Source organism: Parabacteroides sp. AF48-14 (genome assembly GCF_003477465.1).
Classification (GTDB): domain Bacteria; phylum Bacteroidota; class Bacteroidia; order Bacteroidales; family Tannerellaceae; genus Parabacteroides; species Parabacteroides acidifaciens.
Genome location: NZ_QUDI01000044.1, coordinates 1 through 25,404, shown reverse-complemented (window position 1 = coordinate 25,404; position 25,404 = coordinate 1). Strand labels below are relative to the sequence as shown.

Annotated in this window: 16 protein-coding genes, 1 rRNA gene and 1 pseudogene; 17 read left to right on the top strand and 1 reads right to left on the bottom strand. The window is 42.1% G+C overall.

Annotation, left to right across the window (positions count from 1 at the left end):
• Nucleotides 1-11 precede the first annotated feature (11 nt).
• The 16 genes and pseudogenes from DW083_RS17755 to DW083_RS17675 all read left to right on the top strand — a co-directional run bounded on the left by DW083_RS17755 (nucleotide 12) and on the right by DW083_RS17675 (nucleotide 23,439).
• Nucleotides 12-2,180 carry a polysaccharide lyase family 8 super-sandwich domain-containing protein gene (locus DW083_RS17755; protein WP_233552271.1) on the top strand — a complete coding sequence of 723 codons (2,169 nt, stop codon included), beginning with the start codon at nucleotides 12-14 and terminating at the stop codon, nucleotides 2,178-2,180.
• 16 nt (nucleotides 2,181-2,196) lie between these two features.
• Nucleotides 2,197-4,056: a heparinase II/III family protein gene (locus tag DW083_RS17750; protein ID WP_122333308.1), complete on the top strand. Its 1,860-nt coding sequence runs from the start codon at nucleotides 2,197-2,199 to the stop codon at nucleotides 4,054-4,056.
• Between the two features lie 2 nt (nucleotides 4,057-4,058).
• A pseudogene (locus tag DW083_RS17745) lies at nucleotides 4,059-5,257 on the top strand (glucuronyl hydrolase).
• A 282-nt stretch (nucleotides 5,258-5,539) separates the two neighbouring features.
• The gene (locus DW083_RS17740) at nucleotides 5,540-6,007 is read left to right on the top strand and encodes a gluconate 2-dehydrogenase subunit 3 family protein (RefSeq protein ID WP_158582137.1); all 468 of its coding nucleotides are present in this window, start codon (nucleotides 5,540-5,542) and stop codon (nucleotides 6,005-6,007) included.
• 15 nt (nucleotides 6,008-6,022) lie between these two features.
• Entirely contained in the window at nucleotides 6,023-6,295 is a 273-nt protein-coding gene (locus DW083_RS17735) for an NAD(P)-binding protein (RefSeq protein ID WP_122333306.1), read from the top strand.
• Nucleotides 6,296-7,249: a multiheme c-type cytochrome gene (locus tag DW083_RS17730; protein WP_122333305.1), complete on the top strand. Its 954-nt coding sequence runs from the start codon at nucleotides 6,296-6,298 to the stop codon at nucleotides 7,247-7,249.
• 657 nt (nucleotides 7,250-7,906) lie between these two features.
• Nucleotides 7,907-8,305 (top strand): PD-(D/E)XK nuclease family transposase, encoded by a 399-nt coding sequence (locus DW083_RS17720; RefSeq protein ID WP_255419838.1) that lies wholly within the window; start codon nucleotides 7,907-7,909, stop codon nucleotides 8,303-8,305.
• Between the two features lie 619 nt (nucleotides 8,306-8,924).
• Nucleotides 8,925-12,521 (top strand): DUF6383 domain-containing protein, encoded by a 3,597-nt coding sequence (locus DW083_RS17715; protein ID WP_147382159.1) that lies wholly within the window; start codon nucleotides 8,925-8,927, stop codon nucleotides 12,519-12,521.
• A gap of 340 nt (nucleotides 12,522-12,861) precedes the next feature.
• The gene (locus DW083_RS17710) at nucleotides 12,862-13,410 is read left to right on the top strand and encodes an RNA polymerase sigma-70 factor (RefSeq protein ID WP_122333302.1); all 549 of its coding nucleotides are present in this window, start codon (nucleotides 12,862-12,864) and stop codon (nucleotides 13,408-13,410) included.
• A gap of 77 nt (nucleotides 13,411-13,487) precedes the next feature.
• Nucleotides 13,488-14,426: a FecR family protein gene (locus DW083_RS17705; protein WP_122333301.1), complete on the top strand. Its 939-nt coding sequence runs from the start codon at nucleotides 13,488-13,490 to the stop codon at nucleotides 14,424-14,426.
• A gap of 201 nt (nucleotides 14,427-14,627) precedes the next feature.
• The gene (locus DW083_RS23430) at nucleotides 14,628-16,685 is read left to right on the top strand and encodes a SusC/RagA family TonB-linked outer membrane protein (RefSeq protein ID WP_255419837.1); all 2,058 of its coding nucleotides are present in this window, start codon (nucleotides 14,628-14,630) and stop codon (nucleotides 16,683-16,685) included.
• A gap of 23 nt (nucleotides 16,686-16,708) precedes the next feature.
• On the top strand, nucleotides 16,709-18,148 hold the full coding sequence (locus DW083_RS23425; protein ID WP_255419836.1) for a TonB-dependent receptor domain-containing protein: 1,440 nt from the start codon (nucleotides 16,709-16,711) through the stop codon (nucleotides 18,146-18,148).
• Nucleotides 18,149-18,175: 27 nt separating this feature from the next.
• Nucleotides 18,176-19,885: a RagB/SusD family nutrient uptake outer membrane protein gene (locus tag DW083_RS17690; RefSeq protein ID WP_233547737.1), complete on the top strand. Its 1,710-nt coding sequence runs from the start codon at nucleotides 18,176-18,178 to the stop codon at nucleotides 19,883-19,885.
• An 18-nt stretch (nucleotides 19,886-19,903) separates the two neighbouring features.
• Nucleotides 19,904-21,109, top strand: a complete 1,206-nt coding sequence (locus DW083_RS17685; protein WP_122333298.1) for a glycoside hydrolase family 99-like domain-containing protein — start codon at nucleotides 19,904-19,906, stop codon at nucleotides 21,107-21,109.
• A gap of 235 nt (nucleotides 21,110-21,344) precedes the next feature.
• Entirely contained in the window at nucleotides 21,345-22,943 is a 1,599-nt protein-coding gene (locus DW083_RS17680) for a beta-N-acetylhexosaminidase (protein ID WP_122333297.1), read from the top strand.
• 124 nt (nucleotides 22,944-23,067) lie between these two features.
• Entirely contained in the window at nucleotides 23,068-23,439 is a 372-nt protein-coding gene (locus tag DW083_RS17675) for a periplasmic heavy metal sensor (protein WP_115501256.1), read from the top strand.
• A 59-nt stretch (nucleotides 23,440-23,498) separates the two neighbouring features.
• Here the strand turns inward: DW083_RS17675 and DW083_RS17670 are convergent, their stop codons facing one another.
• The gene (locus DW083_RS17670) at nucleotides 23,499-24,788 is read right to left on the bottom strand and encodes a DUF1080 domain-containing protein (protein ID WP_122333296.1); all 1,290 of its coding nucleotides are present in this window, start codon (nucleotides 24,786-24,788) and stop codon (nucleotides 23,499-23,501) included.
• 520 nt (nucleotides 24,789-25,308) lie between these two features.
• Here DW083_RS17670 and DW083_RS17665 point away from each other — a divergent pair.
• A 16S ribosomal RNA gene (locus DW083_RS17665) occupies nucleotides 25,309-25,404 on the top strand; the annotation flags it as partial.

The following is a 25,404-nucleotide window of genomic DNA, read 5'->3' as shown; positions in this document are numbered from 1 at the left end:
ATACCATGTATATGATGAAAAGGAATTTAATGAAACTGCTGTGTTGGTTTATTTTGTTGTTCTGTTTCCAAACAATAATGGGAAAGACTGATTCCGATATAGAAAAATTGCGGAAACTTTTTGCAGAACAAGCAATGAAACCAATTATTAACGAAGAAAAGATTAATACTCTATTGGAGTCAATACAACCAGACGGAACTTGGCCAGGTATTGATTATGTCGATACGACCCGTACTGCTTTTCAACATGAACGGCATCTTGGTAATATGTTGGCATTAAGCATTGCTTATAAAAAAGACGGGTCTCTTTACAAAGGAAATAAGCAGGTGAGAAAGGCTATTCACCAATCATTGGCTTTTTGGTTGGCAAATGATTTCATTTGTGAGAATTGGTGGTGGAATCAGATTGGCACTCCTAACGTGATGGTGAGTATGTTGTTAATACTTGATAAGGAATTGTCTCAAGAAGAATCAACTCGGATGCTAAAGATAGCGGAGCGTGGAAATATCAATGCCTGGGGGGCACGGCCCAGCGGGGATCGTATAAAGATTGCAGGGTTACAGGCAAAAGCAGCCCTGTTTAAAAGAGATGCGGAAGAGGTTGCCATGCTAATGAAAATCATAGAGGGAGAAATCAAGTTCTCAACTGAAAGAGGTATGCAACATGATTTTAGCTTCCATCACCGGACGGATTGGGTAAATAACACTCTTTCTTATGGTTCCGGTTATGCCAGTGCTTTTATAGAATGGGCATCGAATGTGGCAGATACGAAATTCCGCTTTTCGGACCAAGCAGTCAGATTGCTGATTGATTATTATATTGATGGTATTTGTAAACAGATGATCTATGGGAAGATTTCGGATCCAGGTATCTTGAATCGAGACATCACTCGACCGGGTGAAGAGAAGGTTTGGGGGGCTTCTGATCCTGAAAAATTGAAAAACTTGACGAATTATAGGCAAGCTGAATTGGAAAATATTATTTGTTTGAGAAAAGGAGACCCTTCATGTCGACCAGCCTCTTTCGCTAAATTCTTTTGGCGTACGGATCATTTTGTTTTCCAACGTCCTGATTTTTACACCTCAGTCAGAATGTATTCAACTCGTAATGCGAATATGGAAGAACCTTACAACGGAGAGGGACTGATGAACCATTTTAGAGGAGATGGAACAAATTATCTTTCAGTCCGGGGAGATGAATATAAAAGATTGACGCCTGTTTGTGATTGGATGAAGATTCCGGGAGCAACGATTGTGCAATTGGATAAAATGCCAGGTGAGAATGAAGTGCAGAAATGGGGACTGACTGATTTTGTGGGTGCGGTTACAGATGGTTTGTATGGTGCTGTCGGTTTCAATTTCAAGAGTCCGCATACAGGTTTGGCAGCCAAGAAAGCCTGGTTCTTCTTTGACAAGGAATATGTTTGTCTGGGCACGGATATCTCAAGCCGGATGAAGTATCCGGTCTCAACTACAGTCAATCAATGTATTTTGAATGGAGAGGTCACGGTGAGCGAAACAAAAGGCATCGATGTTCAAAAGCAAGGCGTTCGCAACATTGATGGTGCACAATGGGTGATCCATGATAAAGTGGGATATTATTTCCCTAAAAAGGAGAATATTACGTTGCTCAATCAGAAAGTTAGCGGGAGTTGGAGTATCGCAAACCGGCAAACCAGTACACCGAAGGAAACCGTAGAGCAGGAGGTTTTTACCCTTTCCATAGATCATGGCGCACATCCGGACAAGGGTGACTATGCATATATTGTGATCCCTTCCACGGATCGTTCTTCTATTGAAAGGCAGGTGAGAGAAGCAGGAATCGTGACTTTGGCAAACAATAAAGAGTTGCAGGCTGTCCGCCATGATGGACTGAACATGGCTTATGCCGTATTTTATAAAGGCGGGACCCTCCAAGTGAATGAAAAGATAGTTGTGACGATGGATTCTCCGGGAATGTTGATGTTGAAGTATAGTGAATCTGGTGAAATCCTTACATGGGGTGTTGCTGATCCGGCTCATTTTTTGAAGAAGATTCATTGGTCTGTCAATCAGAAGTTAGGTGACTCCGGTCAGGAATGTATTCAGAGCGAGTGGGATGAAAGCACCGGCTCTTCTCGTATTGCGGTGGATTTACCACAGGGAGAATATGCCGGAAAGAGTATTGTGTACCACAAATAATTTAAATTTAATAAGTATGAAAACACGAATTATTGTTTTTTTGATGGCATTGTTGTGTTGCCATTGTTTCTCTTTTGCACAAAAAGAGTTTGTGTCCCAATCTACCCGCCTTGGCGGACATCCTCGGATTCTATTGCAGAAAGGCGAAGAGAAAGCTTTGAAAAAGGTGATAATGAAAGATGCGATATGGAAAGATATTCATCAGTCACTATTGGATGAGGCTGAAGATATTGTAAAATTACCATTGAATGAACGGATAAAGACGGGCAAACGTTTGTTAAGTGTATCAAGAGAAAATTTGCGCCGTATTTTTATTCTGAGTTATGCGTATCGGATGAGTGGGAAGAGTGAGTTCCTAAAACGGGCAGAAAATGAAATGTTGAAAGCTGCTTCTTTCTCTGATTGGAATCCGTCTCATTTTCTGGATGTGGGAGAAATGACGATGGCATTAGCTATCGGCTATGATTGGCTCTATCCTCAATTATCGGCGCAGACAAAAAATGTAATAGAGAAAGCTATTGTTGAAAAGGGTTTGAAGCCTTCTTTTGATGAACGATATAACTGGTTTGTTGATGCTGTTCATAATTGGAATCAAGTCTGCCATGCCGGTGTTACTTATGGAGCTCTGGCGATATGGGAGAAAGAACCGGAACTGTCCCGGACAGTAATAAACCGGGCTATAGATAAAATATCCATTCCAATGGGGCATTATGCTCCTGATGGTGCTTATCCCGAGGGTGTCGGTTATTGGGATTACGGAACGTCTTTTAATGCAATGTTTCTTAGCGCTATTGAAAAGATTTTCGGAACGGACTACGGCTTGAGCCAGTTGCCCGGTTTCTTGAAGACAGGTGAATATATATTACATGCGGTAACGCCGGGCCTGAAAAATTTTGCATATTCGGATAATGGGGCAAACGCATTCTTGGCTCCGACTATGTTTTGGTTTTATGATAAAACAAAGGACGCTTCCATTTTGTATAATCAGGCACAACTGTATAAGAAAGATGGGCAAAAACGTATCAAAAGGGATCGTTTGGCTCCGGCAATGCTAATTTGGGGTGCCTCTGCTTCATTAGCTAATCCGCAGAAACCTGTACAATTATCATGGAAGGCTCAAGGTGATAATCCTGTTTGTTTTATGCGTTCTTCCTGGAATGATCCTTTGGCTGTTTATGTGGGAGTGAAAATGGGATCTCCATCTGTTAATCACGGACATATGGATGTCGGTAGCTTTTTGTTTGAAGCAGACGGTGTCCTTTGGGGTATGGATTTGGGCGGAGAAGATTATAATAGATTGGAGACGAGAGGCGTTGATTTGTGGAATACGAAGCAAAATTCCCAGCGTTGGGATGTTTACCGCTATAATAATTTAGCACATAATACATTATCATTTAATCATAAATACCAGAATGTAAAAGGGAAAGCTCAAATTGATGGATATTCGGACCAGGAAAATAATATGTATGTTATTTCTGATTTGACAGCTGTCTATAAAGATCAAGTGAAAAGTGCAAAACGGGCTGTTTCTTTGGTTAATAAAGAATATGTAGTGGTGGAAGACATGGTTGAAGCAACCCAACATTTTACAATGATGACATGGACTATGGTTACCCCTGCTTCGGCTAAAATCTTATCAGATAATGTGATGCTATTGGAAAAAGATGGAAAGAAACTATATGTAAAGGTTGAAGGCCCGAAGAAAGTCCGTTGGCATATTTCACCTGCTCAATCTGATTTTAGTTGTGATTCTCCTAATCCGGGTATTTCGGTTATTGGATTTGATACGGACTTGGAATTATCCGCTAAGCAAAAAATTAAAGTATTCCTTTTGCCGGGAGAAAATAAAAATGTTACATATCAATCAGTATTATAAAAATGAAAAAAGTATCCTCCTTTATCTGCATGGGGTTAATAGCTCTTTCCTGTTCGGGAGAAAGAGCGAGTGATTTGGTAAGTCAGGATTTTTCTTTTGCAGACAAACAGTTACGTTATGCTTTGACTGAGGTCGAGAATGTTCGGAATTCTTTGGGAAAGACGCCGGAAGAATTACCTTCCCCTCGTAATATTCAAGCTGACGGCTCTTTGCGTTTAGTTCGTGCCCGGGATTGGTGTAGTGGTTTTTTCCCCGGTGAACTTTGGTATATGTATGAATATACAAGGGATAACTTCTGGAAAGAGAAGGCCGAGTTTCAAACTGAATTATTGGAGCCCTTAAAATCATATAAGGGAACTCATGATCTGGGCTTTATGCTATATTGCAGTTATGGAAACGGATATCGTTTGGAGCAATCTGAAAAATATAAACAGGTTTTACTGGAGGGGGCGAACTCTTTAGCTTCTCGTTTTATCCGGTAGTCGGCTGTATTCGTTCCTGGGACCATAATGGCGACAAATGGGAGTATCCGGTTATTATAGATAATATGATGAATCTTGAATATCTGTTTTGGGCGACTAAAGCTTCCGGCGATTCTATATTTTATAAAATAGCAGTAACACATGCTGATAATACGATGAAGAATCATTTCAGAAAGGATTATAGCTCTTATCATGTTATTGATTATGATACTATAACCGGCAACGTTCGAAATAAACATACACATCAAGGTTATGCGCATGAGTCTGCTTGGGCACGCGGGCAAGCATGGGGATTATATGGCTATACGATGTGTTACAGGGAAACGAATGACAGGAGATATTTAAAACAGGCCGAGCAGATTGCTTCTTTTATATTTAATCATCCTAATATGCCGTCGGACTTAATTCCTTACTGGGACTATAATGATCCGGAAATCCCGGCCTCACCCCGGGATGTATCGGCTGCCACTATAACGGCATCTGCTTTATATGAGCTTTCTACTTTTTCAGATAAAGGTAAGCAATATAAAGAATGGGCTGATACAATTTTGAAGAATTTGACAGAATCGTATATGGTTTCTTTAAATCAGGGATATGGTTTCTTATTGCGTTCAAGCACTGGCCATAAACCAGCAGGAACAGAAATTGATGTGCCAATCGTTTATGCTGATTATTATTTCTTAGAAGCGTTGACTCGGAAAAAGAATCTGGAAAAATAAAATGCAACTGGGGTTTGCCTTTGTAAAGAACATAGGATGAACAAAAAGAGCTTCCGTCTCTCATTATGAGGCGGAAGTTTTTTTGTTTGCCCGGCGTGGGTATGTTATTCTGTATAAAACAAAAAAGTCAACAATTATTGTGAATCCTTTTAGGGAAATGTAGCCTTATATTACTCTTTATATAAAGGGGGATAACTAAAATGGATATAACTACTTAAATTTATATATTATGAGATGTAACCGACGAAATTATAAAGACAGTGCATTGCTTTATATGGAAGTTTGCTTCTACTGCCTGCCTGTGATCTGAAAAAGGGAAGGCAGTCCTTTGTTTCCTTCACCGAAGAACAGGCCGATTGTATCGGGGCAATTTGTGAACAGATTATTCCTACGGATGAATATCCCGGGGCGTTGGATGCCGGAGTGTTGAACTATATTGATAAACAGCTGTATCAACGTTTCTCGGAACAAAAGGCGCGTTATGAGGCCGGTGTAAAGGCAGTGAATGCCTATTGTAAAGAAATTCTGGGGAAAAACTTTGTAGCCTTGGAGTGGGATGTGCAGACAAAAGTCTTGCAGGATATGGAATCGAATAAGCTGCCGGAGAAGTATTGGCAGGATATCTCTCAATCCGGTTTCTTCTGGATGGTGCGCCAGCACACTATGCAGGGCTTCTACGGCCCGCCACATCACGGGGGGAATAAAGACTACGTCAGCTATCGCATGATGAAATTAGATATCCATTTTTAGTAGGACAAAACAGGTATGGCAAATAAACAATATACAGCAATCGTCGTAGGCGCCGGCGCCGGAGGTGGAATCGTGGCAAAAGAACTGGCATCTAACTATATTAAAGTTACCCTTTTTGAACGTGGAGACTGGCCCTCTTACGATAAGCATTTCAATGACGAGCTGATTTCCCAGCGTGTACAGGATTTGGGTGCGTCTTTTGGACCCGATGGTAAAAAGAATCCGAGAGTCATCAATTCGTTGGATGGAAAACGGTGGGTGGGCGATTATGCCGTCAATCATGTTTGAATGAAAAAGAAAATACTTTATTGGGGAATACTGCCTGCGGCTGTTCTTGTCGTGATAGCTGCCTCTTATGCCACATGGAACCGGTTGGACCCCGACTATACTTGTGCCCGATGCCATGAAATAAGCACGGCATGTGCAAAGTGGGAACAGTCGGTCCATGCAGATGTCACCTGCACTGACTGTCACGGTACGGCTCTCGAAAGTTTCAACAGCATGTCCGAAAAACTGAATATGGTTTATAAGCATTTCACCACAAAAAAGACTTTCGAAGATATCCATTTGACGGAAAAGCAATCTTTGGCCCTTGCCAACCGGTGTGCGGAATGCCATCAGGCCGAACAGGCATCGTGGATGTCGGGTGCTCACTCCACTACTTACAAGGATATTTTTATGGATGTCGAACATAATAAGATGGAAAGGCCATACTGGGATTGTTTCCGTTGCCATGGTATGTTTTATGACGGGGATATAGACGACTTGATGGCGATGGAAGGCGGGCCGGAAAACTGGCATATCAAAGACGCTTCCCAGATGGATAAACCGACCATCACGTGTCTTGCCTGCCACCAGGTTCACCACGAACAGCCCAGAGGTATGAATTATAAGGATATGGACGAAGCTTCCCGCGGCGCATTGGCCCAAAAGGCCAAATATCCTCCGACAGCTCTCTATATGCGTGCCGATAAACGGCATATGCCGGCGGATAAATTGCTGAAAGAACAGATATTTGCAGGCGATTCCCTTGTTGCTGAAATAAAGGATGCCAATACATTGCTGTGTATGCAATGTCACGCTCCGGGCACGAATCACCAGTTGGGTTCCGGAGATGACAAAACAACTATAGGAGATTTCAAGGATATGTCCTGTATCACCTGTCATGATCCGCATTCCAATCAGTTGAAGACATCACACCGGAATGTCCACAAAAAGCTTTTTAGCGCGCTGTCAAAATAAGGGCTTATTGTATAAAACGTATTTTTAAGGCTTGGAAGAGAGCCGAAAGCGAAGAAATGTTAATCCGCTTTTTTGACCTCAAAAAGGGACTTTTTCGCCTTTTTTGAGCGTTTTCCCCAATTACGACCGTCCTCTTTGCCATTACGACCGTGCTAATGTGTAGTGCACTCGGCACCTCGCGAAGATTAGGACGGTCGTAATGGCGATTTAGACGGTCGTAATTGGAAAGAGGACCGTCTTTAGGGCAAAAAAGCCCCTGAATTTCCTTGGGATATTTGGAACGCCGTCCGTTTTATTTTCAAATATTCGATTCTCCGGGAGTTAAGGTTTATCACATTGTCGGCGTTTTCGCTTTTTGGTAATCAAATTGTACGCTTTCCGGAATGGGCTGCGCACCTCATTTTTTCTATTGTCATTCGATCAGCTTAAAACCATGAAAAGAGTCAAACCAAAATCGATCAAGATTTCGGACGAAATAGAAAAACAGTCGAAAATGGGGGTTATTGTATTTTGTCAGGTTTGCAAGGAGGTTTAAAACCTGACAAAAGTGAGCTATAAATAATTTATCTGTGAGTTTTAGACAAAAGAACAAGTGATGGTTACCCCCTCCCGTTAAATCATTATTTATTATTTTTAAACTGCTAAGCATTGAAATAAATGGATTCTTTCTTTTCATTCCATATAAATATAATATTACCTTTGCATGAGTGCGACACACTTTATAAGAAGTGGTTATACGTCTTAAACAACATCGAGATCATGGAACGATTACCCCAAGAACTGAACAATCAGATATTCCGCAAGCTGAAAAGCATTGTGGAGGTAGAGCGCATGACCCCCGACCAGCGTCTGGAATATGAATTAAGTCTCTCCGTCGAGCGCGACCTTTCTGCTGTCCTCGATACAAGTTTTGAGGATGGGATGGAAAAAGGCAAGGCGGAAGGTAAAATCGAAGAACAACGTCTTATTGCTGCCAATTTAAAAAAACAGGGGATCAATATTGAAACAATTGCGCAATGTACCGGTTTGTCGGTGGAAGAAATTAACGGATTGTAATTTTTCAATGCTAATCAATTGAATCAGCCGGATTATTGAGCATACAATAATTCGGCTGATTTTGTTTCAGTTTTTCTTACACTTCATATGTACTGGTTTCAGGTAAACCTATAAGTTGTTTTTCCATCTTTTACCCCCTTTTTCGCCCTATCCCTTCAAAAACAACAAATTTGCACTTCGAGCACTACTTGAATGAAAGGGGTGTAAGTGATTATAAATAAGAAATATATGAACGAAGACGGGAGAACGCGAAAAAGCCCGTTTTTTAGGGGTAAAAACGACCTGTTTTTGACTTGTAACTGATTGGAAATAAAAAAGATAGGAGATAAAAGCAAAATGACGAAAAAAAACGTACGTTTAAATTCGTCACAAATTTACGCATACTTTTTAAACCTGCAATCCTTTTCTCAAAGTTTTTTCCTTTTTCTATGTCCTTTCTTATCAATTAGATAACTAAATAAGGACGAAAATACCGCTTTTCACGACAAACTCCGAAAGCCCCTCAAAAAATGACGAATTTAAACGTACGTATTTGTAGTCAAAATACAATCGTTAACATTCACAAGATGCTATACATTATATAATACATAAGTTTTATTACTAATTAAATTATTAAGTTATGAACAAAAGATTTTCTACTCTTTTGGCTGCCGTTCTGGTGGCAGGTAGTAGTTTTTCTGCAATGGCTGATGCGGTAGAGGTGGACACACTGAAATACTATCAGATTACAGCCGGTGACAGTAAAGCTCTTATCATTGGTCAAGGTAAGGATGGAGCTAAAGATAGTTTGGCTTTGATTACTAAGCCTACTACTGATGATGCTTTGAAGGACTACAATGCATCTCTTTGGCGCATCGTTGTTGATAAAACAACCGATCTGACAACAGGTGCTCGTTATGCAGTAGTGAAACTGGTCAACAAAAATGGCCAGCAATTGATCTTGTCTAATGCTTCTGCTGCAAACAAGTCATTCTACTATTCTAAACCTGCTTATGTTTCTACAAGCGGAACAGGTGCTTGGGCTCCGAAAGATGTGACACTGGAAGGTGATGATGAAGTTATTACTGTTGCTAACGGTGGTATGTCTTTGGTTACAACATCTTACAGCAATGGCAAATCTACCGGTCTTTACCTGGCTTATAAAGATGATGCTGTTAAGATTTTGAAGGTTGAACAGGATGGTCCGACGAGTGACTTGAAGTTCCCCGATAAAGCAGGTGCTACTGGTGAATTGAAATTAGTTCCGGCTTTGGCTGCTGATAAATTAGAATTAGCAGACACCGACCTGAATGAAGATGCAACAACCGATGCATTCTCATTGAAGTTCACTCCGGATACATTGGCAAGCGCAATCGGTAATCCGTTTACGGATAATAAGCTGGTTGCAATGGACTTGACGGCAATGTATTCGACAACTGTTTATGATGCTACAGCTTATGAAACAGCTTTAGATGCAGCTAAAGAAGCAACAGCTGAAGATCAGAAAGTAGTAAAAGAAGCTTGGGCTGCTTTTAAAGCAGAAACAGATGCTGCTATTAAATGGGGTGCTGCAAATGAATTTAATGGAACACTTGCTTCACAAGCTGGTAATGCTTCAGATATTACAGCTATGCTCACGGAATTAGGTCAGTCGAAAGCTACAGCTTCGGGTGCATTGGAACAATTGACTGCTGACGGTGCTGCAGGTACAGCATTTGATGCAGCTGTAGCCGCATTTAATGCTTTAACGAAAAGTAATGCAAAATTGAATTTGGCTGCAGGTCAAGATACAGCTGCTTTTCATAAAGCCGTTGCTGCTGCTGATAAAGCTTGGAAAGGTTTGACCGATTCAACTGCAAATGCTTATAAGGCTATTGAGTTGGTTGTTGCTAAACATCTTTCTAATCCGAATGCCACAACAAAGGTTACTCCTGATTTTACAGGAACATTATCTGGAGCTTCGGATGCTAATCGTGAAGCAATGTTTAAAGCTGATGGTGATGTATATGTACAGTATAATACAACAACAGCCGGTCTTTTGGCTGCTTTAGCCACTGCTGCTGAAGCATCAATGGTTTCAAAAGTCTCTGCTGATATCATGGCATCAGGCCAAGATGCCGCCGGTTACTACGCCCTCGCAATCAAAGACTCTTTGATCGATGGCAAGCAGGCTTATCTGTGTGTAGATACAAACTACATCGCTCGCAACGAACAATATTTCGGCTTCAAAGCTGATACTTTGATGATGATTAATCCGGAAGATGCAGAAGATGGTGTTGTTGCCGACTTCGGCCAGTGCATCAACCTGTTCGCATTCCAGTTGGTTGTCAATCCGCAGAATGTTGAAAATGATGAAATCCTGATCAATACATTTATGCCGACTCCGACAGAAGAGGGTAATTGGTATTCAGAAGGTGTTGTACCTCAAGCTGCAAACGTAGTACTTCGTACATTGGCAAAAGATGCACACCGTGAAGTTTCTGTAGCTGATGCAACTGATCCTGATGATCCGGCTCTTGCAAAACTGTTGAAAAATACCGTTATCACCTTCTCTACTCTTGAAGGTCCGAGACCTGATTTTAAGAAGGGCGAAGTTTACTTCATTAAGAGCCTGAAGAAAGATGATGCAAGAAAACCGTATCGTATCATTTCTTCTACAAGTAATGGTGATGAAGTAGGCGCTACAGCTGTTTATAACAATGTACCTTCTAATCAATGGTTGGTATCTAAGGCTGAAGAAGGTGTTTATACATTCATTAACCGCGATAATGGTACTGAATCTGAAGAATTGAATGATGTAAAAGTTATCGTTAGCGATGCAGAAAAGAACATCTATGTAACTGCCGGTAAGGATACGCTGGAAATCACTGCTGTTCCTGAAACAGAAGATGAATATTTAGGTTACAAGCACATCAACGATGCAGACAAAGATCATCTGACATTCAAACTGGCTGCTACTAATTTCGTAAATCCGGAAGCTAAATATTACCTGACAATGGGTGCCGACTCTTCTGTCGTCGCTACTGCTGATGCAGATAAGGCTCTGGAACTGAAAGCTAAGAATGGAGGCTGGTTGTACAACCTGGCAGACGAAAACCTGAGCGCTGCTTCTTATGGCTTCGAAATGTATCTGGGTAATGATACGCTGTATTTCACAGAAGCTGACGATCACGACTTGTTACTGACTAAGGTCGCTACAAAAGATTCAGTGAAGTTGCGTGCCGTAAATGACAATGCTAATCAGTATGAACTGTTGTGGAACGTTGTAGAAAATGGTAATTTGGAATCACCGAAGATTGCAATCGACCAGAATGGAAAAGCTGCTGTTGTAGCTGAAGACGAAATCACCAACTGGGCATTCAACCTGGAATCAGCTGTAACAGAATCTTATCTGAACGTAACAGACGCTCCGAAGAACGTAACGATCTCCCTGATGGGTGACGAAGCTTCTAAGGTAACAGCAGTTAAGCCGTTCGCCGTAATCAAACGTACAGGTCTGGAACTGAAAGCCGCTGCAACGGATAACGACTTCGTTCTTGGTTTGGATACAGCTTATGTAAACCGTCCGAATAACTACCGTTATGCATATTATATCACTAAACCGGTCGATACTGCAAAGGTTGGTTCATTCGATACAAAGGCTTATATGGTAAGCTATACAGACTCTATTACTCATAACAGTGATACCGTTAAATACAACCAGGATAACCTGACTCGTATCGGTTTCGTTCACGCTAACCGCGTAGAATTCGGTAAGAACGATTCTTTAGCTATTGCTAAAGTGGGTGCAAAATCAACTGATACATTGAATATCGCAGTTAAGAAGGGTATCACCAATGCAACATGGGCATTTGCAATCGACGAAGATAACGAAGGTTATTACAGAATCGAAGTTGCTCCGGCTGCAAGCAAAACTGATAGAACTTATGTAAGTTATCTGAACGGCATATTGGTATTGGGTAATAAGGAACAGGCACAGTTGTTCGCAATCAACGATACTGATTTGACTCCGACAGACAACGAAGTAATCGCAACATCTGAAGTGGCAGTTATCGCTGGCGAAGGTCAGGTAACGATAGTTGGTGCACAGGGTAAGAAGGTTATTATCACGAACCTCTTGGGCCAGACAGTTGCTAACACAGTTCTTACTTCTGACAACGTTACTATCGCTGCACCTGCCGGTGTAGTTGTAGTTGCTATCGAAGGCGAAGAAGCTGTAAAAGCAATCGTAAAATAAGAATGAAATTATAATCAAATAATTCTAAAACAGGCCGCGCGGGTTGTACGGGATGCATCCCATGTCAACACCAATTACCCTGTGAAGGCGAACAAGCGGTCAAGTTTAATATTAATAATACTAAAGTATATTGAATTTAAAAAGTTCAATGTAGCCGGTAACCCTGTGAAGGATGAAAGCATACAAAAGATAAGCCCCGGAGGTGGTCAAACATCTCCGGGGCTTTATTTTTTTCATCACTATATGGACCGGACAGATATTTTGAACCGGGTGCGGTAAACATTCTTCTTAAAAAAGATTACATTTGCAAAAAAGAATTCATTGGAGATCTGTCTGGAAAATGAATACCATTAGTTTTAGTGATATATATACCAATTACTACAAGCGGTCGTTTCTGTTTGTGAAATCGTATGTCCGGGATGATATGGTTGCAGAAGATATTGTTTCGGAAGCGTTGATCCGTTTTTGGGAAACCACTAAAAAAGAAACCGTAGAACATCCCATGTCACTGCTTCTGGCTATTTTAAAAAATGGGGCGTTGAACTATCTGAAACACCAGACGGTGAAAGATTCTGCAACAGAATCGATCTCATCTAAAATGATCCGCGACTTAAATTACAGGATAACCACTTTGCAAGCTTGTGATCCGGAAGAAATCTATTCTTCTGAAATAACCGGGATCGTAGAAAAAACCTTGCAATCCTTGCCCGAACAAACCCGGCGTATCTTTGAGATGAGCCGCTATGAATCCATCCCCGTGAAAGAAATAGCCCAAGAACTCTCTCTCAGTACAAAAAGTGTTGAGTATCACATCACAAAAGCGTTGAAACTCTTGCGAGTCGCGTTGAAAGAATATCTTCCTCTTTTTTACTTTTTATTTATGCGATAAAATATTTCGAGAAATGACGATTTTGTTTTAGGGATTTCCATCTATGTGTTGTCTCTTCTATTAAGAGGTAAAAAAAGATGGATAAGAAACTATTACAGAAATATGTAGATGGAACGATCTCGTCTGATGACGTAGAGACTGTTGTGGATTGGTTGGATGCGGATGAAAATCACGTGAAAGAATTTATGGCTTTACATAAGCTGTATGATATTTCCATCCTTAACCAATCGATACAGGAACAAAAAAAGAAGAAAGGATATCGGGTCGTTTTTCGCAGCATAGTAAAAGAATTATTGAAAGTGGCGGCCATCGCCTTAATCTTGTTAGGCGGAAACTCCTTGCTGCAAAAGGAAATAGCAGAAGATCCTCCTCTTTTGTATCAGACCTTATATGTTCCGGCCGGACAGCGTGCCGAGTTGACGTTGCCGGACAGTACGAAGGTTTGGCTGAATGCTCATTCAAAGTTGGTCTATCCGGTTAACTTCCGGCAGGGAAGCCGGCAGGTAGAACTCGACGGTGAAGCCTATTTCGATGTCAGGCATGATGATGAAAGCCCTTTTATAGTTAAAACGAAATCAATGGATGTAAAGGTCTTGGGGACGGAGTTTAATGTGTTGGCCTATTCGGAAGTGGGAGAATTTAATATTTCATTGCTGCGGGGAAGCGTCGAACTCAGTGCTCCGGATCTTTCCCGGAAGTATAGGATGACAGCCGGGGAACAAGTTTATTATAAGGATGGTAAATATGTTTCAGCTCCGATAGGATACATGGATTACTTTAAGTGGAAAGAAGGATTGCTGTGCTTTAATAATCAGTCGATAGGCATTATCATTGATAAGCTGCGCCTGTATTACGATATCCGGATAGATGTGGCGGATCTGCCTTTCCTGAAAGAGCGGTATTCCGGTAAATTCCGTGTAAAAGACGGGGTTGAACAAGTCTTGAAAGTGCTTCAGTTGGAGCATAAATTTACTTATGTGAAAGATAACGAATTGAATCTGATAACTATAAAATGAACTGCCTATGGAGTAAGTGAAGTCAATTAAATGTAAAAACCGGATTATGGTTCCAGCATAATCCGGCCTAATGTCAGCCTGCTGACGTAACCTGTAATTAAATCAGTACTAACATTTTGAAAGTGCAAAGTTATGAAAAAAAAGTATGCGGGGATAGACTATCCCTTGTTATTAAGTGAATTTAAACATCTATGTAGAGTGATGAAGTTAATCTTAAGCTTGTTATTATTATGCGCTTCTACTGTTTTTTCCGTAAATGTGAATTCTCAGACTGCTCGCGTCAATATTGTTGCGAATGAATTGACAGTCAAAGAGATTATTAATCAGATAGAAGAACAGACAGATTTCCTTTTCGTCTATAACAACGAAAAGGTCGATTTGAACCACCGGATCTCTTTCAATGCTTCGGACGTCTCTGTATTCAATGTGTTGAACCAGATTTTCCGGAATTTGGATATTGTCTATGTCATGGAGGGTAATAACATCTTGTTAATGAAGAAAGGAACCCTTCCCCAGCAAGACACAAAGCTATTGAAAGGTATCGTGAAAGACCAGAGTGGAGAACCTGTGATCGGAGCCAATGTGGTCGTGAAAGGAACGACAAACGGCACGGTGACAGACCTGAACGGAAATTTCACATTGGAGGTTGCCGATACGGATATCCTGTTAGTCTCGTTTATCGGATATATGTCACGTGAGATTCCGGTAGGGAATAAAAAGAGTCTCGATATAAGTCTTCTCGAAGATTCCAAAACACTGGATGAAGTCGTGGTCGTCGGTTACGGAACTCAAAAAAAGGTGAACCTGACGGGCGCCGTCAATGTGATTTCCGATAAGGACTTTAAAGACCGCCAGGCATCGACCGTGTCGCAGCTGTTACAGGGTGCGGCTCCCGGTTTTAATTTTGATATCGGTACCCAGAATGGGTTTGAACCCGGAGCCACGATGAATATCTCGATCCGTGGTATGGGGTCCTTGAACGGTGGCTCGCCTTACGTTGTGATAGATGGTTTTCCCGGTGATCTGAACAATCTGAACCCGGAAGATATCGAGTCCGTTTCAGTTTTAAAAGATGCGGCCGCTTCAGCTATTTACGGAGCGAGAGCCCCATACGGCGTGATCCTGATTACGACGAAAAAAGGGAAACGGAATGAGAAAGTAAGCGTTTCCTATACGGGCAACCTGATTGTAAAGACTGCACAAAAATTGCCGGAAAGCCTGGATTCATACACATGGACCCGTGTCTTGAACGAGGCGGGAGACAATATGGGAGGACACCCGTTTAGCAACGAAACCATTGACCGTGTCATTGCATACCAGAAGGGTGATTTCGATTATATCCGGAATTCGATTCCTGACTGGCCGGACGGGGCAACGATTTTTGGCGCGATGCCGGAAGGTAACGTTTGGAATAATGCGAACCTCAATTATGCCAATACCGATTGGTGGGATATCTATTTCGGAAATAGTGTGAACCAGAAGCATGATATCTCCTTGCATGGCGGTACGGATAAGGTGTCCTATTATTTCTCTGCCGGTTATATGGATGACAGCAGTGTCCTGAACTTCGGTACGGACTATTTTAAGAGACTCAACACGTTGGGTAAGATCAGTGTGGCTATTACCGATTGGTGGGATTTTGGCTATGAGACGCGTTTCGCGAAGAAAATCAGGGAAAAACCTAATATGACTAAGGAGGGGGATTATTCTTTTATGTATCGCCATATTTCCCGAAACTATCCGATTACTCCTCTCTATGACGGTTTTGGCAATTATATGTTTGAATCCCATATACCTTCGATAGAGTCGGGAACGGATAAACAGGATGATATCGATTACTGGAATAATTTCCGGATGGAAATTCGTCCTCTGAAAGGATGGAAGATCAATGCTGATTTTGCTTATAATGTCTATAATCAGGAAATATCGAATGTGGAAAAGTATATTTATACTTATGATGTTAATAATCAGCCTTACGAGAATGGTATAAGTATCCCGAATAATTTGCTTCGCAGGAAGTATATCAAGAAATACTGGACCACCAATATCTTTACTTCTTATGATTTTAATATCAATGAGGATCATAACTTTACCGTATTGACCGGTATGCAGTTCGAACGGGGCGACGAATCTTGGGTGCAAGGATATAAGACGGATCTGATTTCGGAAAAAGTCCCGTCATTCCCGAATGCCACAGGCGATGCCCTTTTGTCTGAAGCCTGGCTCATAATTCTACGGAAAGTTACTTCGCGAGAGTGAACTATAACTACAAGGAAAGGTATTTGTTTGAAGCAAATGCCCGTTATGATGGCTCGTACGTTTTCCGTGACGGAAAGAGATGGGGCGTATTCCCTTCGTTCTCTGCCGGTTGGAATTTGTATAATGAACCGTTCTGGAAAAATATCGAACCGTATGTCAATACGATGAAGATTCGTGCCTCTTGGGGACAGTTGGGAAATCAGAATATTTCTCCGTACAGCGACTTGGAGCTGATCCCTATCTCTTCCGATAAATTGAATTGGATTTTTAATTACGGCTCTACTAAACCGGTCGGATATACATCTGCGCCGGGTTTGGTAAACAGAAATCTGACATGGGAAACGGCAACGACGACGAATGTCGGTGTGGATATGTCTTTCCTGAATAACCGTCTGTCTGCAACGGCGGATTGGTTTGAACGGCGGACAACGGATATGGTCGGCCCGTCGCAGGCGATGCCGGGTGTGTTAGGAGCAAATGTTCCGAGAGAAAATAACTCGACGCTGAGAACCCGGGGGTGGGAAATCAGTGTGAACTGGAAACAAACATTGGAAAACGGACTGTCGTATAACATCGGTGCAAGCCTGTATGATTATAAGTCCGTTGTTACGAAATACTTTAATCCGACTGGGACGTTATCTACCTGGTACGAAGGTGCTGAAGTCGGTGATATTTGGGGATATACGGTAAATGATCTGTTCCGTACGAAAGAAGACTTGGATTCTTACCTCTCTAAAGTTGATTTGACTCATATCGCTGCCAACTGGAATACCGGAGATTTGAAGTTTGAAGATACCAACAATGACGGTAAAGTGAACAACGGTACCAACACGATCGGCGATCATGGCGATTTGTCGATTATCGGTAACGACCAGCCCCATTATCAATATACGATCAACGGAGGTGTCTCTTATAAAGGATTTGACTTTTCGATGCTTTGGAAAGGTGTGGCTAAAAAAGACATGTATTTCTACCGTATGTCTAATATCTACTGGGGCTTTACCAATGGCTGGTGGGAATCATGCCTGACTCCCGGACATCTGGATTACTTCAGGGATCAACCGGGTACGAAATACAGTGGATTGTATGAAGGCGATGCCAACATCAATACGGATGCTTATTGGCCCAGACCTTACCTCAATAGCACGGAAGAGGCTAAAAACAAGAATAACGCGAATACGCGCTATTTGCAGAATGCGGCTTACTTACGTTTGCAGAACGTACAGTTGGGATATAGTTTCCCGCGTAGTGTCACCTCTAAAATGCATTTGGAAAAGCTGAGGATTTATTTCTCCGGTGAAAACTTGTTGACATTCTCGAAATTACCGAACGGGATAGACCCGGTTGCTCCGGTAGGTTTCCCCGAAGGTGGCGGCGGTGATTATTTCGGAACAGCAGGGACAGGACGTTTAACCTATGGTGCGGATCGAATTTATTCGATTGGTTTGACTGTGACTTATTAAGTTTAATCTATTAAGGAATAAAAAATTATGAAACGATTCATATTGACAGCAATCTCATGTATGGCATTATTGTGTTCATGTGAGAAGTTTATTGATTTGCAGCCTCTGGATAAAATCACGATGGATGATTATTGGAGCACATCGACCGAATTGGAATATTATACGCGGCAGTTTTATCCTGCATTTTGTCCTTGGACACAAATGGTCGCCGATATGGCTACGGATAACGACAATATGATTTCCGGTAGCCCGAGTACGATTATGAACGGTGTACGTTCAAAGTCCACTGGCAACTGGACCTGGGAGTGGAACAATATCCGTAATGTGAATATCTTCTTTGAGAATTACACCAAATGTACGAGTGGGTATGAGGCTTACAAGCAATATTTAGGGGAAGCCTATTTCTTCCGTGCCTGGTTCTATTTTAACTTGCTGAAGAAATACGGAGATGTACCCTGGTATTCGCATGTCATCCAAATGGATGATACGGAAGCGCTAATGCGCCCTCGGGATTCCCGCGTGTTGATAGCTGATTCTATTTTGGCTGACTTGGATCATGCGGTTACGCATCTCGAACTGAGAAAGAATGTCGGGAATAATCGTATTAATAAAGAAGCTGCGTTGGCTTTCAAAACGCGTGTCGCTTTATTCGAAGGGTCCTGGCAAAAATACCATGCCGGCACGGAATTCGGGACGGCTGGGGCTGATCCGGTTAAATATTTTAGGGCTTGTGTGGAGGCGGCTGAAGAATTGATGAAGGGTGATTACCAAGTCGGTATCTATAGCACGGGTAATCCGGATGAGGATTATTATAAGTTGTTTGGCTTTGACAATATGTCGGATATCAATGAGGTCTTGCTTTATCGGGCATTCAATGCGGCAGAAGGAGCTGGAAACTCTACGCAGGGATTTGTAACCTATAATAGCGATTCGAAGGGAGCTACATGGGAACTGGTCTCTTCCTACCTGGGAAAGGATGGTAAACCTTATGATTATTTGAATACGGCGGTGACGAGTAAGGGGAATGCTTTTCTGACGAAAATTGCGGAAGATTGTGATGTCCGTTTGAAATCGACTGTTTGGATTCCGGGAGATTTGATGTCTGTCGGCGAGAATGCTTATTTTAACGGGCCGGTTATGGAAGGCGGTGCATTACAATTATGTCCGACTGGTTTCCAGATAAAAAAGACGGCTAATCCAAGCTCTCCGGCTGCCGGTAAATCTTGGGAAACCCAGGGTGAAACAGGGCTTATACTGCTGCGTTACGGCGAAGTCTTGCTTAATTATGCGGAAGCCAAGTGCGAATTGGATAATTCCGTTGCTTATGAGGTTTTAAACTTGTTAAGACAACGTGCTGGAATGCCCGATTTCACGGTTAATGCGCAAAGCTTGGATAAGAACAAGATGGATTATGGCTACTCTGTTACGGATGAGCTATATGAAATCCGAAGGGAAAGGAGAGTCGAATTAGCGTTGGAGGGACAGCGGTATAATGATTATATGAGATGGGCGGCAAGTGCGCTGTTCAAAGATAAACGGCCGAAGGGATATCCGGTTGACTTGACACAATATCCTGATTTCAGCTCTAAGGTGGATGAAAACGGGTTGGTCGACTATTTTAAAAGTGTAATGCCTAATGGTTATCAATTTAGAAATAAGCAGGATTATTTGTATTCTATCCCGCAGGATGAATTAACTTTGAATCCTAATCTGAAACAGAATCCGGGATGGAATTAATCTTTAAATTGCAATATTATGGAAAATAAATCGAATTGGATGTTCTCTTGCATCTTGTGTGCGTGTTTATTGCTTTGTGGAGGTCTGAATGTGCAGGCCCAAAAAACGGGAGATAAAGCTGGTGTTCCGGATTACTATGTTGCGGCCTATATCTGGCCTTCCTGTCATGACGATCCGATGGGGCACGAAGTGTTGTGGCCGGATGGAACCGGTGAGTGGGAAATTATCAAGAAGGGGAATCCCCGCTTTGAAGGGCATTACCAGCCGAAAGTGCCTTTGTGGGGGTATGAACTGGACAATGACCCTAAAGTGATGGAGAAATGGATCGATGCCGCGACGGATCATGGCGTAAACACTTTTATCTTTGACTGGTATTGGTTTAATAACGGACCGTTTCTGGAAGGATGTTTGAATGATGGTTTCCTGAAGGCGAAGAATAATCATAAAATGAACTTTTATATTATGTGGGCGGACCACGATGTGGCGCGCAACTACTGGAATGTACATCGTTACAAAGAAGATAATTCCCGTTTATGGGATGGTGCGATCGACTGGCCGAATTTCAGGATTGTTGTAAAACGCGTTATCGACCAATACTTCAAGCAGCCGAATTATCTGAAGTTAGACGGCAAACCTGTGTTCTCCGTTTTCAGTTTGGACAATCTGATTAAAACATTCGGGAGTCTGGAAGAGACGCGTAAAGGGTTGGACTATTTCAGGGATGAAGTGAAAAAAGCCGGATTCGCGGGACTGCATGTCCAATTAATGGCCGGAGGTGTTCCGAATGAAGATTATCTGAAAAAGATAGATGCATTAGGTATTAATAGTTTAACGGAATATAACTGGGGTGGCCCGCATCGTCAGGATTATATACAATGGGGTACCGAAGCGCAGGGACGTCTCCAGAAATGGGATGAGGCAGTTTCGATTCCGTATTTCCCGAATGCATCTATCGGTTGGGACGATACGCCCCGTTTTCCTCATAAGACCCAGAAAGATGTTGTCCATCTGAATAAATCTCCGCAGAGTTTTGCTGCTTTCCTGCAGAAAGCAAAAACATATTGCGACCAACATCCGGACCAGCCGAAACTGATTACGGTCTATGCCTGGAACGAGTGGGTGGAAGGTGCTTATTTGTTGCCGGACATGAAATATGGATTTGATTATCTGGATGCTGTAAAAGATGTGATGATCGACGGTAAATACGAGCGGTACACCAAATAGCTGATACTTGAATAATAATTTTTAAGCCCTTGCAAATCAACCGCTTTTGGGCGGCATTTGTAAGGGCTGTATTTTGATGAAAGAATCTGATTTATAAGAAGATTAAAAAGATGCCTTATGGAAAAAGCTTTAATAAAAACTTGTTTTGAAGAGGTTCTTATCGGATAAATAGCGTATTTTTGTCTTTCATTGTGATGCTGTTGTTGCAGTGAGCTAACTTTAAATTCAGATATTTATGAAATCAAGTTTTCTTATCTCCCTTTGTCTGGCATTTCTTTGTTCTTGCCAGGAACCTCCTGTAGAAGAATATGCTGTGATTCCCCAACCTGCGGATATTGTCTATACTCCGGGGCTTGTGAAATTGAAAAGCCGGCCGGTTGTCGCTTATCCCGTGGAGTTGGCTAATGAAGCACAGTTCCTCCAATCATATCTATTTTCCGATTTTTCTGCCGAAGCCGTGTTAAAAGAAGGCAGTGGAAGTGCGGATATAATCTTGCAATTAGACCCGGCGGTTTTACCGGATAAAAAAGAGGGCTATGTTCTGGATGCAACATCCGGAAAGATTGTAATAAAAGCAAATTCGCCGTCCGGCATCTTGAATGGTATCCACACTTTGCGGCAGGTGATCAAAGAAAAAGACGGTAAGTTGTTGATACAGAAAGCAACTGTTATAGATTATCCGGCTTTTTCATGGCGTGCTTTTATGTTGGATGAAGGACGTTATTTCAAAGGCAAGGAAGTGGTGAAGCAACTGCTCGATGAAATGGCAGCACTGAAAATGAATGTCTTCCATTGGCATCTGACCAATGACCAGGGATGGCGCATCGAAATAAAGAAATATCCGAAACTGACGGAGATAGGCGCTTTTAGAGATTCTTCCGAAATTAATCATTTTGGGAGTGATGTGTACGATGGAAAACGTCATGGCGGCTTCTATACGCAGGACGATCTGAAAGAAATTGTAGATTATGCGGCTAAACGGCATATAATGATTGTTCCCGAAGTGAGTATGCCGGGACATGCCAGTGCTGCAATCGCTTCCTATCCCTGGCTGGGAACAAGCGGGAAACAGATCCGGGTGCCTGGTAAATTCGGGGTACATTATGAGGTGTTTAATGTGGCCGATCCGAAAGTCATGGAGTTTCTGGACGATGTGACGGATGAGGTGATTGCGATATTCCCCGGTGCTGTATTTCATATCGGAGGTGATGAGGTGAAGTATGACCAATGGAAAAACTCCCCGGCAATCCGTGCTTACATGGCAAAGCATAATTTGAAGACTCCGGCCGAACTTCAGGTCTATTTTACAAATGAGATTTCCAATATGCTGGCTGCCAAAGGTAAGAGAATGATGGGGTGGAATGAAATTACCGGAGATAGACTGCATGAATATCAGTCGAATGCCGATACGGAAGGTATAAAACAAGAGTTGGCTTCCGGTACGATCGTTCATTTCTGGAAAGGAGATACGGCTCTTGTTAGGAAAACAATTGAGAAAGGATATGATGTCGTGAATTCTTATCATGAATATACCTATTTGGATTATTCATATGAATCGATTCCTATGGAGAAAGCATACTCTTTCAATCCTGTACCTGAAGGCTTGACGGAAGAAGAGAAGAGTAAAGTGCTGGGATTGGGATGCCAGATGTGGGGAGAGTTTATTCCGACGGTCGAGAGTATGAATCAGAAAGTATATCCTCGCCTGGCTGCTTATGCGGAAACAGGATGGACGGACGCCTCCAACAAGGACTATCAACGTTTTATAACCAAGTTGGATTTTTTCCTTCGGAAGTGGGATGCCGAAGGAATCAACTATGGGCCGGTTAAATAGCAAATCTGTGTTAAATAATAAAATAACTCTGGATTGGCTTAAACCTTTCGTCCGTCTTCAAGTCTATTATCCAGAAGCGCTTCTAAAACAAACAAGTTTAATATTAATAACAGGTAATTAGTTTATGAAGAAGGTAATAGGATTGTGTTTGGTTCTCTTGATCAGTTCGGTTTCTGTTTTTGCCCAAGGTGGCAAACGGGGTGCAAAAAAAGGTGGTGATCCGGCACAACGTTGTGAAAAGATGATTGCTGATCTGAAATTGGATGAGAAACAGGCAGCAGATTTCCGTAAAGTGGAAGCTGAGTTCAGAGACAAGATGAAAGCGGAAAGGAAACAGGCCGATTCGGATCGCCAAAAGATGCGCGAGAAGATGATAACCATGCGGAATGACCGGGATGCTGAAATGAAGAAGATACTGACTGAAGATCAGTATAAACAATATCTTGAGAAGCAACGCTCCCAGTCTCCTCGTAAAGGACATGGTCGTAGAGGATGAAAAAAAGAACTCCCGTCTCATATTATTGGGGACGGGAGTTCTTTTTTATGGGTAAGAATTTATAACGTTTTTACTTTCAGATTTCTCCACAGGACCTTGATACCGCCGCCATCATGGATTTGCAGGGCGATGCGTCCTTGTCCGGCTCCAATCTTTTCGTCGTTGATATTAACCATCTCCTGACCGTTCAACCAGGTTTGGACATTATCTCCCTGTACTTTGATACGCATGGTATTCCAGTCGCCTTCTTTCAGGATGTTTTCTTTTTCATCGGGGATCTGGACCAGCCAACCGCGTCCGTATGATTCGTAGATGCCGCCCGTGTCATGTCCTTTGGGGGCAACTTCTACCTGCCAGCCGTTTACTTTCACATCTTCCTCGATGAAAGAGCGGATAAATACGCCTGAGTTTCCGTCTGCTTCCTGCTTAAATTCTACAGTCAGATCGAAATCATCGTAATAATCGCGTGTTGCCAGGTAGCCATATTTTTTATCCGGGCCGCTTTCACAAATCAACAGACCGTCTTTTACGTACCATTTTTCAGTTCCGTAAGCTTCCCAGCCTTTCAGGTCTACTCCGTTGAAGAGTTCGACTTCTTTTGTTTTTCGGGGAAGTTCTTTGATCTTGATGTTGCGGAAAGATGCCGGGTAGCCATGGTCTTGCAGGCATAGTACACCTTTCTTAGCTAAACCGTATTCCGGAGCATTCGCCCATTTGCCGCTATTCTTTTTGGCATACCAGTCGTCTGTCCAGGCTTCAAATTCCAGGATTTTAGCACCGTTCAGCCAGTGTTCGACGTGTCCGTTATCAAAGACAATCTTTGAATTATTCCATTCCCCCTGCGGATTCACTTTCATTTTTGATTTATCGGGGAGATGCATGGCGTAGTCCACACCTAATTTTTGCCATTCTTCCAACGGTTCAGGGAAGTTCGGTTCATCGATTAACTGGTATTCGGGTCCTGTTACATAAGGAACCGCAAACTGAGGGCGTTCAACCACGTGGTACAACATACCACTGTTACCGCCTTTTGAAAGCTTCCAGTCCCAGGACAGCTCAAAGTTTTCATATTGTTTGTCCGTTACGATGTAACCGCTGGCATCGCTGCCGTTACCTTTGGCCTGGATGCATCCGTCGACTACATGCCAGGGCTGTGTCAGGGTAGTCCCGTTGTAATCTTTCCAGCCGTTCAGCGTTTTTCCGTCAAAAAGCAATTGCCAACCCTCGGCTACTTCTTCCTGGGTGAGTGTGTTTGGCTCTACACCTGTACACGATGAAAACATGGCGAGCGATACGACGCAAGTTGTCAACAAACCTGTGATTGTTGTTTTTCTCATTACTGATTCCATTTAGAATTAAGTTTTTTAGATGAATAATCAATGTAGAGGCAAAGATACATCATAGTTATGAATATTTTCTACAATTCTTATGTACATTATTATATGCATATAAAAGGAAGCGCATGCACTGAAAATAGGGGCTTCTGCGGAATGAAAAAAGTTTTATTCATAACAATCAGTATTTCAGACTTTAGCAAGTAGGCGTTACGAATCGGTTAAAAAATAGTCTTGAAAAGATTTGGAAGTTATGTTGTAGAGCAGTACTTTTGCATCCGCATTCGAGAGAGAACGCAGGTCTATAAGTGATGAAACAAAAACTTTTGAAAAAAGTTCCGAAAACGTTTGGAAGTTAAAATAGAAAGTTGTTATCTTTGCACCCACGTTCGCTAAACGAAAAAGCGACAAGTTCTTTGAAAGATTTACATATCAACAAGTAGTACAAGAGACGTATAGTATAATACGAAACATACCGTCAAAAACTACAATAAATAACGAGATTCTGAGCAAAGGTATATAAAAAAACAATTTAACAACGAAGAGTTTGATCCTGGCTCAGGATGAACGCTAGCGACAGGCTTAACACATGCAAGTCGAGGGGCAGCACGAGGTAGCAATACTTTGGTGG

Bases quoted from the DNA above. Each gene is read 5' to 3' on its own strand.
- DW083_RS17715 (WP_147382159.1), top strand. From the start codon at position 8,925: ATGAACAAAAGATTTTCTACTCTTTTGGCTGCCGTTCTGGTGGCAGGT.
- DW083_RS17735 (WP_122333306.1), top strand. From the start codon at position 6,023: ATGGCAAATAAACAATATACAGCAATCGTCGTAGGCGCCGGCGCCGGA.
- DW083_RS23430 (WP_255419837.1), top strand. From the start codon at position 14,628: ATGAAGTTAATCTTAAGCTTGTTATTATTATGCGCTTCTACTGTTTTT.
- DW083_RS17750 (WP_122333308.1), top strand. From the start codon at position 2,197: ATGAAAACACGAATTATTGTTTTTTTGATGGCATTGTTGTGTTGCCAT.
- DW083_RS17670 (WP_122333296.1), bottom strand. From the start codon at position 24,788: ATGGAATCAGTAATGAGAAAAACAACAATCACAGGTTTGTTGACAACT.
- DW083_RS17730 (WP_122333305.1), top strand. From the start codon at position 6,296: ATGAAAAAGAAAATACTTTATTGGGGAATACTGCCTGCGGCTGTTCTT.
- DW083_RS17755 (WP_233552271.1), top strand. From the start codon at position 12: ATGATGAAAAGGAATTTAATGAAACTGCTGTGTTGGTTTATTTTGTTG.
- DW083_RS17705 (WP_122333301.1), top strand. From the start codon at position 13,488: ATGGATAAGAAACTATTACAGAAATATGTAGATGGAACGATCTCGTCT.
- DW083_RS17720 (WP_255419838.1), top strand. From the start codon at position 7,907: ATGGATTCTTTCTTTTCATTCCATATAAATATAATATTACCTTTGCAT.
- DW083_RS17675 (WP_115501256.1), top strand. From the start codon at position 23,068: ATGAAGAAGGTAATAGGATTGTGTTTGGTTCTCTTGATCAGTTCGGTT.
- DW083_RS17710 (WP_122333302.1), top strand. From the start codon at position 12,862: ATGAATACCATTAGTTTTAGTGATATATATACCAATTACTACAAGCGG.
- DW083_RS17690 (WP_233547737.1), top strand. From the start codon at position 18,176: ATGAAACGATTCATATTGACAGCAATCTCATGTATGGCATTATTGTGT.
- DW083_RS17680 (WP_122333297.1), top strand. From the start codon at position 21,345: ATGAAATCAAGTTTTCTTATCTCCCTTTGTCTGGCATTTCTTTGTTCT.
- DW083_RS17685 (WP_122333298.1), top strand. From the start codon at position 19,904: ATGGAAAATAAATCGAATTGGATGTTCTCTTGCATCTTGTGTGCGTGT.